Genomic DNA, 10,308 nt, shown 5'->3' on the forward strand with positions numbered 1-10,308 from the left:
ACTGCCGTATCACACGAAATGTCGGATGAACCTTTTTAGGGCAGTTGTTTGATGGCATCATTCAAGGCTATGGTGAGAAGGTTGTAATCCCCTCGGTTTTTGTCCTAAGTTACGCCTGTGAGTAGGCTTCCTTTTCCCAGTCGGATCTTGTATCTTGTTCTTCGCACAAGTACCACTTCTCGTATCCATTTATATCCTTCTATAAACCGACCACCTAGGAGAGCAAAAGTTGAGTTGCAACTAAGCGATCGGCGAGATGCAACTAAGCATTTGCCGAGTTGCATCTCGCCGATTGCTTAGTTGCAACTCGAAACACGAAAATATACAGCTCTGTATTTCAGTAAGTTACAAAGGGGCTTTAGACGTCACACTATAAAACTGGAAACCGATAGAAAATAATGTAATTAAGAATGTACTTATCCGAAACACAAGAGGAGGTAAATTGGGATATGTATGACGGTGATTACCCATCTCATCTCTAAACCCCCTAGGCAACTTAATCTCGGACTAGGATGCTAAAATGTCATCCTGCGGAATTGAGGTGGTGGCGGTGCTTGTCAGTTGTATCTAAATTTGTATCTTTGTGGGTATTAAGATTTTGATGATTAGTGATAGGTATTGACTTGATATCAGATGGGTATAGCTCTTGAACGCATAGGTAGTTACGTACAATTACTGAGGGAGGTTTTTAAGCGTCCCCAGCGCCATCGTATGTTTCTTCGCGAGCTGATTCGCGAAGTGTATGTGCAGGGCGTTGGCTCCATTTGGATCGTGGTATTGGTCTCTTTCTTTCTAGGAGCTGTACTGACGATGCAATTGGGGATCAATATGAGCCACCCATTGATCCCAAAGTTCACAATCGGGTATGCCACTCGCGAGATTGTACTCTTGGAGTTTTCGAGCACCATTATGTGTATGATCTTAGCTGGCAAGTGTGGCAGTAGCATTGCGAGCGAAATTGGCACAATGCGGATTACCGAGCAGCTGGATGCGATGGATATCATGGGAGTAAATTCGGCCAACTATGTGATTCTCCCCAAGATCATTGGCATGATGATCTTTGTGCCAGTATTGGTCATGATTAGTATGCTTGTCGGCTTGGGGGGTGGTTACTTGGCTTGTCTGCTTTCGTCCAATATCCCCATCAGTCAGTTTGAGTCTGGGCTTCAGCTTTTCTTTAAGCCCTATAATATCTTTTACTCGGTGGTGAAGAGCCTTGTGTATGTATTCTTTATTGCCTCCATTGCTTCCTACTTTGGGTATAATGTGCGTGGAGGAGCGTTGGAGGTGGGACGTGCCAGTACCAAGGCTGTGGTGATGAGCAATGTGGCAATACTGATTTGTGACCTCGCCCTCACCCAATTAATGCTGATGTAGAGGGGTATGATAGAGGTGCGTGATCTACATATGAGCTTTGGGCATAAAGAGGTGCTGAAGGGGGTGAATGCTACCTTCAATCCTGGTGAGTGCTCCTTGATCATTGGCAAGTCGGGAGTAGGCAAGACGGTATTGATGAAGTGCATTATTGGACTACTGGAGCCGACTAAGGGGCGGGTGCTCTATGACGACATTGAGCTACAGACCCTATCTCCAGAGGAGACGCGCCTATTGCGTCAGAAGGTGGGGATGCTCTTTCAAAACTCAGCTCTCTTTGATAGCATGAATGTGATGGAGAATGTGCTCTATCCGCTAGATATGTTTTCGGATGAAAAGGGAGCAAGTAGGCGAGCAAGGGCTAAAGAGTGCTTGGAGCGTGTGCAGCTCTATGATGCTCGCTACAAGTATCCAGGGGAGATCAGTGGAGGGATGAAAAAGCGTGTGGCGATCGCTCGTGCCATTGCCCTAAGACCACGCTATCTATTTTGTGACGAGCCAACGAGTGGTCTGGACCCAGAAACCTCCAAGATGATAGACATATTGTTGCGGGAGATAACATTGGAGAGCCAGATGACCACCATTGTCAATACCCATGATATGAATTCGGTGGCAAATATCGGAGACCATGTGCTATTTGTGCATGACGGAAACATATGGTGGGAGGGGAAAGGAAAGGACATTGAAAAATCAGACGACGAGGTGCTCAAAAACTTCGTCTTCATCAGTAAGTTGTAGAGAATATAGATTATGAATAAGGATGTGAAGCCTACTGGGGCAGAAAAGAGTGCGACTGAGAAGTCACTCAACTTTATTGAGCAAATCGTGGAGGAGGATATTCGGAATGGACTCAATGGAGGTCGTATCCAGACGAGGTTTCCACCCGAGCCCAATGGCTATCTCCATATTGGACATGCCAAGGCGGTATGCATCGACTTTGGGATTGCGGAGAAGTACAATGGTGTTTGTAACCTGAGGTTCGATGATACCAATCCTGTGAAGGAGGAGACGGAGTATATTGAGGCAATCAAAGAGGATATCCATTGGCTCGGATTTGAGTGGGGCAATATCTACTATGCTTCGGACTACTTCCAGGACCTGTACGACTTTGCTATCCGTTTGATTAAAGAGGGGCACGCCTATGTGGATGAACAGACTTCCGAGCAGATAGCTGCCCAAAAGGGAACCCCAACTCAGCCAGGCACCCACAGTCCCTATCGAGATCGGCCTGCAGAGGAGAGCTTGGAGCTATTTGAGAAGATGCGCCACGGAGAGATCCCCGAGGGGGCGATGGTGCTACGTGCCAAAATCGATATGGCCAACCCTAACATGCACTTCCGTGACCCTGTTATTTACCGTGTGATTCACCACCCACACCACCGCACAGGTAAGGAGTGGAGTGCCTATCCTATGTACGACTTTGCCCACGGGCAGAGCGACTACTTCGAGGGCGTAACGCACTCTATCTGTACGCTCGAGTTTGTGGTGCACCGCCCTCTCTACGATTACCTCGTTGAGCTACTCAAGACAGATGAGTACCGACCACATCAGTACGAGTTTAATCGCCTCAATCTTACCTACACGATGATGAGTAAGCGTAAATTGATGGAGCTGGTGACAAGAGGTCTGGTACACGGTTGGGACGACCCACGTATGCCTACCCTTGTGGGGCTACGTCGGAGAGGCTATACCCCTAGGAGCATCCGCAACTTTATTGATATGATAGGGTACACCAAGTACGATGGCACCGTCGATATGGCGATGCTAGAGAGCGCCGTGCGTGAGGATCTAAATAAGGTGGCCGATAGAGCTGCCGTGGTGATGGATCCTATCAAGCTAGTGATTACCAATTACCCCGAAGGGCAAGAGGAGCAGATGAGAGTGCTCAATAATCCTGAGGCAGAGACACCTGAGTATCACGAGATCACCTTTGGCCGTGAGCTATGGATCGAGCGTGAGGACTTTATGGAGGATGCTCCAAAGAAGTACTTCCGGCTCACCCCTGGCCAGGAGGTGCGCCTGAGAGGTGCCTATATCATTGAGTGTACTGGCTGCAAAAAGGATGAGGAAGGCCGTGTAGTGGAGGTTTATGCTACCTACGATCCTGAGAGCAAATCGGGAATGCCCAATGCCAATCGTAAGGTAAAGGGAACCATCCACTGGGTAAGCACCGCTCACGCTCTTCCTGTAGAGGTAAGAATGTACGACCGCCTCTTTATGGTGGAGGACCCTGCATCGGCCGATGCTGAAGACCTTGCCGAGTTGATCAATCCAGATAGCGAGCAGATTATCCCTGTGGCTTATGCCGAGGATTGGCTTCGTGATGTGCAGCCTGAGCAACACTTCCAATTTGTCCGCAAGGGCTACTTTACAGTTGATAAGGATAGCACTCCAGATAAGTTGGTATTCAATCAAACAGTTGGTCTGCGTGATGCGTGGGCAAAGAAAAATGCAAGTAAGAAATAAGTAGTTATGAATAAAAGTGTTATAACCTCGGTGATCTCTGTGGTTGCCTTTCTCTCACTCTTGGGAGCTTTTGCACCAAAGGTCTATGCCCAAAGTAGAGCCAATGTAGTAGACGAAGTGGCGTGGGTGATCGGCGACGAGACCATTCTTCTCTCCGATATTGAGCGTCAGCGCCTCTACTACGAGTCTACGGGTCAACGTATGGAGGGCAATGCCCGCTGTATTATTCCTGAGCAGATGGCGATACAAAAGCTATTCCTCAATCAGGCTCAAATAGATAGTGTCTACCCCAATGAACAGATGGTCAATGTGGCAGTCAATCAATGGCTTGATGCAGTGGTCAATGAGGTGGGCAGCCGTGAAAAGGTAGAGGAGTACTTTGGTCGCAACTTCGCCCAAATCCGTGCCGAGCGTCGCAAGGTGGTGAGCGAGGAGTATGTGATGATGCAGATGCAGCAGAAGCTGGTGCGCGATATCCAAGTCACTCCATCGGAGGTCAATCGCTTTTATGATACAGTCAATCGGGATAGCCTCCCCTTTATGCCTCTTACGGTAGAGGTACAGATTGTGACCCAGGAGCCAAAGGTACAGGTGAGTGAGGTGGACCGAGTGAAGCAGAAGCTGATTGAGTATAGCGATAAGATCAGCAAGGGCGAGATGAGCTTTGAGACCGTCGCTCGTATCTACTCAGAGGATGGCAATACTGCACTCAAGGGTGGTGAGATGGGCTTCGTAGGAAGAGCAGAGCTAGAGCCAGAGTTTGCCAACGTTGCCTTTGGTCTGCCCGATAATGACAAAGTATCTCGAATCGTAAAGACTGCTCGTGGCTACCACATCATGCAGCTGATTGAGAAACGTGGCGACCAAATCAATGTGCGCCATATCTTGCTCCGCCCACACGTAGATGGTGACGAGCTAACTGCAACGACCAACCGCATGGATTCTATCGCCCACCTAATCCGTGTAGATAGCTTGCCCATTGAGGTAGCGGCCAAGTACTATTCGTATGACGAGGATAGCCGTCTCTCCAATGGTCAGATGGTCAATGCCAATCACCAAAGTCAGTACTACGGCACCTCTCGCTTTGTGATGGAGGATCTACCTCAGGAGGTTTCTGCCCAGGTGGCAAAGCTCCAGGAGGGAGAGATTTCTGCTCCATTTACAATGCTTGACAAGAACAATAATACTGTGGTGGCGATTGTGAAGCTCAAGAAGCGTGTCCCTGGTCACCGAGCCAATGTGGTTGATGACTATCAAGTGGTAAAGGGCATTGTGCTACAAAAGAAGCAAGATGAGACTCTCCATGAATGGATCAGGGAGAAGCAGAAGAAGACCTACGTACGAATTAGTCCAGAGTATCGCCAATGCGAGTTTCAATATCCAGGGTGGCTGGAGCAGTAGCCCTCCTGCTACTTTTCATCATTACGTCACGGGGTAGTAGCCTATCAATGAGGGCTACTACTGCCGTGACTTCTTGGTATCGCGACACGGTCAGTAGCCCAACGGCTGGCAAGGAGCGTATCTTTATTGAGAATGTGGACCTCTGGAAGTACGATCGTGATGTAGATACCTTTGCCCAGCTTCTGGTGGGCAATGTGGTACTTCGCCACAAGGATGCTACCATGTACTGCGATAGTGCCAAGCTCTATCAGGAGCAGAATAGATTCGAAGGCTTCGGGGCAGTACGTATTGAGCAGGGCGACTCACTCGAGATCACTTGTAATTATATCGATTACAATGGGATGAACCTCCTAGCACGCCTGAGAGAGTCGGTGGTGATGAATCATGGAGATAACCACCTCTATACCGATAGCCTTGACTACGATCGCAAGACCGGTCTTGGCTATTACTTTGATACCGGATCGGTTGCCGATACACTTAATGTGCTTAGCTCTACCTACGGCACCTACGACACCAAGAGTAAAAAGGTGGTATTTGAGGAAGATGTAGTATTGGACAACCCCAATTTTAAGCTCTATACCGATCAATTGAATTATGATACAGAGACCAAACTCGCAGATATTGTGAGCCCCTCTCGTATCGTGGGGGATAGCGGGGTGATCTATACCTCTAGGGGAACTTATGATACTGAAAATGACCTAGCCTACCTGATGAATCGACCAGTAATGGTCTCTGGAACTCGATGGATGACAGGCGACTCTCTATTTTATGACCGTGGAGCAATGCGGGCAGAGATGTACCGCCATATCCAGATGAAAGATACTGCCCAGCAGGTGGCTCTATTTGGCAATTTCGCAGTCTATCATGAAGACATTGGCTATGGTTTTGCACAAGATAGTGCCTATATCGTGGAGTACTCCAGTGAAGATACCCTCTATATGCATGCCAAACTGATGGAGATGATCAAGGCCGACTCGGTGAGTAACCTTTTTAAGGGGATAGGCAATGCCCGCCTCTACCGCTCCAATGCACAGGCGGTAGCCGACTCCATTATCTACAATACTCGGGACTCGGTGATGGTGAGCTATGGGAAGCCTTTCATCTGGAGTGGAGAGTCACAAGTGACGGGGGACACGGTATCGCTATTTATTCATAATGGTGAACTAGACTATGCTCACATTAGGGAGAATGCCTATCTCTCGAGCAAAGTGGATGAGGAGAAGCACTTCAATCAGATGCGTGGGAGAGAGGTACTGGCTTACTTCTCCGACCAACAGATGGACTCTGTCTGGACCCGTGGCAATGCTGAGGTGATCTACTATAGTCTTAATCCCGACAGCATCGCTACAGAACATGTCAAGGCACAGTGCAGTGAGATACTAATGCAGTTTGAGGAGGAGGAGCTAAGCAAGGTGAAGTTGATGGGACGGCAAGTCGGCACCGTAAGTCCTGTAATGCTGATCGACGAAAGTCAGCTCTACTATCCCGACTTCGTCTGGTTCCCCGAAGGGCGCCCCACCAGCTTTCTAGATATCTTTAGAGAAACCCCTAAACCAGGAGGTAGTGCCAAAGACAAAAAAGAGGAAGCTGATACTCCTCCTAATCAAGAGGCTGAAGACTTATCGACTTCCGAGTCAACCGAAATCACCCAAGTAGAGCAACCTCAAGAGGAGCCTAAAGAGAGACCCACAGAGTAACCTCCTTCTCACTTGAAATACCACAACGTAAAAGGATCTCCTAGCGGAGGTCCTTTTCTCTTAGGCCCTTATCGGACAAGTCGGACGAGTCGGCTGAAAACCCATGTCAAGGTTTGAGTAAATGAAAGGGAGATCTACCGATGTTCTACCTGTCCGACCTGTCCGACTCGTCCGATAAGGTACCCACGATGACGGCATTCCAAAAAGAGCAATCCTTGCGGTAGGACTTGGTGAGGCAGTTACGCAAAAGCATTGATGCAGATCGCCTTTGTGCAACGATCTCTATATAAAGCATGGGTCGTGCGAGAATATCTCACACGACCCACGATTGCTTACGACTTAGTCGTTGTTATTACTACTGTAGTCTAAACTGTACTGGCAGTGTAAAACGCGCACGTACTGGCTTACCAGTTTGCATACCTGGCTTCCACTTAGGCATCTTGCCTACCACACGCATTGCCTCCTTATCAAGGTTAGGGTCTACACCTCTCACGATCTTAACGTTGGAGATAGATCCATTAGGCTCTACCACGAAAGAGACCATCACACGACCTTGGATATTATTCTCTGCGGCAATTGGTGGATAGTTGATGTTCTTTGATAGCCATTTCATCATCGCAGCTTGACCACCTGGGAACTCAGGCATCTCCTCGAGGTACTCAAAGATATGATCCTCTGCCACCTCTTCTCTAGCTCTTTGTGTTGGTGCTGGAGGAGTAAAGGTTTGCTGTAGCTTATTTGCGGCATCATCCACAGAGGCGATGGTCACATCGGCCACCTTCACGTCGTCCTCTACGATTTGTAGATTCTCAACGACTACAGGGGTTTCCACCTCAGGCTCTGGAGGAAGTGGCTCTTCCTCTTGTGGAGTGATTTGGATATCCTCCACCTCCTCAATGACGAAGTTTCTATCATCCTCAGCTACCACTACATCTTTATTACCCCATTCGAAAGCAACGAAGACTGCAGCCAAGGCAACGACCAAACCCATCAGGAAGTATAGCCCCTTGCCATTTTCCAGATTTGCTCTGTCCGTCTTTTTTTGTCTCATAAGTTATTCGGTCTTAGTATATTGTAATCAATTATTCATAGCCACTAGAGGATAATTCGGAAGCTCGCAACACGCGTTATAGAGCTTTTTCACATTCCTCTCTACAAATGTACACATTTTATTGATACCCACAAGTAAATTGAGGATAATTTTTATCTACGACTGCTGTAAATGGTCACGTAGTAGAGCAAAGTAGCTATGGAACCAATAGCAGCAGCGAAATAAGTATAAGCAGCTGCTCGGAGTGCTTTACTAGCTTTTGGCTGTTGCTCATAGCTGGTCACACGACTTCTCTCTAGCCATGCCAAAGCCCTTCTACTGGCATCTACCTCCACTGGAAGGGTAATGATACTAAATAGCGTAGTGACACCAAATAGGATAATCCCAGCGAGTAGAAGCTTGGGAAACACATTCAGCAAAAGGATGCCAGCAATCAGTACAATATTAACAATGCTAGATGAAAATTGCACCACAGGCACTAAGGCCGAGCGCATCTTCAGTGGTGCATATCCCATTGCATGTTGGAGGGCATGCCCTGTCTCATGAGCCGCCACCGCTGCTGCCATCACACTATTGCTGTTGTATACTGACTCGCTTAGGTTGATGGTCTTATCCAAGGGGTTGTAATGGTCTGTAAGCTTTCCACGAGTTGATAACACGCGGACGTCCGTCAGGCCATTCTCCATAAGCATTCTCTCCGCCACCTCTCGACCTGTGAGGCCGCTATCTAGACGCACCTGAGAATACTTTTTGAATACACTTTGGAGGTTCCACTGGACCAACATGCCCAGAATCATCACCCCAAACATCAATATATAAGCTGTAGGCATATCCTGTAATCTGCTATATTATTATTTACGAATAATGGTTTGAGCCCTATCTGGCCCTACCGATACTATATAAATAGGTATCCCTAGGTACTCCTCAATAAACTTGAGGTACTCCTTGAATTCAGTGCTAAACTCTGCCTCACTAGTACAGGAGGTCATATCTTGTTGCCACCCCTTAAAGCTCTTGTAGACAGGCTTCACCTCGTCCGACAGTTCAAAAGGCATCTCAGTGGTCTCCTTGCCATCCACTTCATACGCAACGCACACCTTGATCTCTTCAAATCCATCAAGCACGTCGCTCTTCATCATGATAAGGTCGGTAACGCCATTGAGCATAGTGGTATACTTAAGTGCCACAAGGTCTACCCAACCACAGCGACGCTTACGACCTGTAACAGAGCCAAACTCCCGACCTACCTCGCAAATCTTGTCGCCCGTGGCATCAAAGAGCTCGGTAGGGAAAGGACCGGCACCCACTCTCGTGCAGTAGGCTTTGAAGATACCGAAAACACGTCCGATATTTCTAGGGGATACACCTAACCCGATGCAAGCACCAGCAGCAACGGTATTGGAAGAGGTAACAAAGGGGTAAGAGCCGTAATCAATATCCAGCAGCGAACCTTGAGCTCCCTCTGCTAATACAAGCTTATCGTGAGAAAGCGCATCATTCACCTTCGCCTCGCCATTAACCAATTGGTACTCCTTTAGATACTCCAAGGACTCAAGCCACTCCTGCTCTTTCTCGGCATAATCAGGGGCTTGCGTCTCAATGGAGTAATTGAGGCCTTTCAACTGAGCAAAGTGACGTTTTTTGATTGTCTCAAACTTTGCAGGGAAGTCGGGACTTAGGATATCGCCCACCCTTAGGCCGTTACGGCTCACCTTGTCGGTATAGGTTGGGCCAATCCCCTTGCCAGTGGTGCCAACCTTCTTATCGCCTTTTGCCAATTCATTGGCGGCATCAAGCAGTCGATGGGTAGAGAGTATCAAGTGTGCCTTCTTGGAGATCAAAAGGCGATGCTTGAGATCCACACCACTCTCCTCTAGCGACTGTGCTTCATCTCTGAATAGCACAGGGTCTAGCACTACTCCATTACCTATTAAGTTAGTTTTACCGCCCTGAAAAACTCCAGAGGGGATAGATCTAAGCACGAACTTCTTATGGTCAAATTCTAGAGTGTGTCCTGCATTTGGCCCTCCTTGGAAGCGAGCCACCATGTCATACCTTGGTGTGAGCACGTCTACCACCTTCCCTTTTCCTTCGTCTCCCCATTGGAGACCAAGTAGTACATCTACCTTACTCATAAATTTATATCTTGTAAAAACAAACCCTCCGCTTATTACCTTACAAATGTACACATAATTCATAAGAATAGCCAAATCTGAGCAATTTGAGAGTAACGAATGCGTAGTCCCGTTCGTAACTGAGGTCAAATACTCACAGCGACATTTTTGAGCCTCATCCGATATTCTGGGTGATGAGGGTGAC

At 47.9% G+C, this 10,308-nt stretch carries 8 protein-coding genes; 5 read left to right on the plus strand and 3 right to left on the minus strand.

The annotated features are described in order from the left end of the window. Nucleotides 1-633: 633 nt before the first annotated feature. From HMPREF3027_RS03975 to HMPREF3027_RS03995, 5 genes are read left to right on the plus strand one after another with little or no spacing between them, the layout of a single operon-like run. Complete coding sequence (locus tag HMPREF3027_RS03975; RefSeq protein WP_070707190.1) at nucleotides 634-1,377, plus strand: MlaE family ABC transporter permease; 744 nt, start codon at nucleotides 634-636, stop codon at nucleotides 1,375-1,377. Between the two features lie 6 nt (nucleotides 1,378-1,383). Beyond that, complete coding sequence (locus HMPREF3027_RS03980) at nucleotides 1,384-2,112, plus strand: ABC transporter ATP-binding protein (RefSeq protein ID WP_070707191.1); 729 nt, start codon at nucleotides 1,384-1,386, stop codon at nucleotides 2,110-2,112. Between the two features lie 12 nt (nucleotides 2,113-2,124). Further along, nucleotides 2,125-3,840 (plus strand): glutamine--tRNA ligase/YqeY domain fusion protein, encoded by a 1,716-nt coding sequence (locus HMPREF3027_RS03985; protein ID WP_070707192.1) that lies wholly within the window; start codon nucleotides 2,125-2,127, stop codon nucleotides 3,838-3,840. Nucleotides 3,841-3,846: 6 nt separating this feature from the next. Continuing rightward, complete coding sequence (locus HMPREF3027_RS03990) at nucleotides 3,847-5,241, plus strand: peptidylprolyl isomerase (RefSeq protein ID WP_070707193.1); 1,395 nt, start codon at nucleotides 3,847-3,849, stop codon at nucleotides 5,239-5,241. After that, the gene (locus HMPREF3027_RS03995) at nucleotides 5,205-6,938 is read left to right on the plus strand and encodes an OstA-like protein (RefSeq protein ID WP_246830522.1); all 1,734 of its coding nucleotides are present in this window, start codon (nucleotides 5,205-5,207) and stop codon (nucleotides 6,936-6,938) included. Before HMPREF3027_RS03990 ends, HMPREF3027_RS03995 begins: the two co-directional genes overlap by 37 nt. Before the next feature lie 355 nt (nucleotides 6,939-7,293). On the opposite strand, the gene HMPREF3027_RS04000 is transcribed toward HMPREF3027_RS03995, so the two are convergent. From HMPREF3027_RS04000 to HMPREF3027_RS04010, 3 genes are all read right to left on the minus strand, one after another. After that, complete coding sequence (locus tag HMPREF3027_RS04000; RefSeq protein WP_021903601.1) at nucleotides 7,294-7,989, minus strand: energy transducer TonB; 696 nt, start codon at nucleotides 7,987-7,989, stop codon at nucleotides 7,294-7,296. 152 nt (nucleotides 7,990-8,141) lie between these two features. Continuing rightward, nucleotides 8,142-8,819 (minus strand): zinc metallopeptidase, encoded by a 678-nt coding sequence (locus tag HMPREF3027_RS04005; RefSeq protein ID WP_070707195.1) that lies wholly within the window; start codon nucleotides 8,817-8,819, stop codon nucleotides 8,142-8,144. A gap of 21 nt (nucleotides 8,820-8,840) precedes the next feature. Further along, complete coding sequence (locus HMPREF3027_RS04010) at nucleotides 8,841-10,124, minus strand: adenylosuccinate synthase (RefSeq protein ID WP_070707196.1); 1,284 nt, start codon at nucleotides 10,122-10,124, stop codon at nucleotides 8,841-8,843. Between the last annotated feature and the right edge of the window lie 184 nt (nucleotides 10,125-10,308).

It is taken from the genome of Porphyromonas sp. HMSC077F02 (assembly GCF_001815465.1).
Classification (GTDB): domain Bacteria; phylum Bacteroidota; class Bacteroidia; order Bacteroidales; family Porphyromonadaceae; genus Porphyromonas_A; species Porphyromonas_A somerae.

Bases quoted from the DNA above. Each gene is read 5' to 3' on its own strand.
- HMPREF3027_RS03990 (WP_070707193.1), top strand. From the start codon at position 3,847: ATGAATAAAAGTGTTATAACCTCGGTGATCTCTGTGGTTGCCTTTCTC.
- HMPREF3027_RS04005 (WP_070707195.1), bottom strand. From the start codon at position 8,819: ATGCCTACAGCTTATATATTGATGTTTGGGGTGATGATTCTGGGCATG.
- HMPREF3027_RS03975 (WP_070707190.1), top strand. From the start codon at position 634: ATGGGTATAGCTCTTGAACGCATAGGTAGTTACGTACAATTACTGAGG.
- HMPREF3027_RS03995 (WP_246830522.1), top strand. From the start codon at position 5,205: ATGCGAGTTTCAATATCCAGGGTGGCTGGAGCAGTAGCCCTCCTGCTA.
- HMPREF3027_RS04000 (WP_021903601.1), bottom strand. From the start codon at position 7,989: ATGAGACAAAAAAAGACGGACAGAGCAAATCTGGAAAATGGCAAGGGG.
- HMPREF3027_RS03980 (WP_070707191.1), top strand. From the start codon at position 1,384: ATGATAGAGGTGCGTGATCTACATATGAGCTTTGGGCATAAAGAGGTG.
- HMPREF3027_RS04010 (WP_070707196.1), bottom strand. From the start codon at position 10,124: ATGAGTAAGGTAGATGTACTACTTGGTCTCCAATGGGGAGACGAAGGA.
- HMPREF3027_RS03985 (WP_070707192.1), top strand. From the start codon at position 2,125: ATGAATAAGGATGTGAAGCCTACTGGGGCAGAAAAGAGTGCGACTGAG.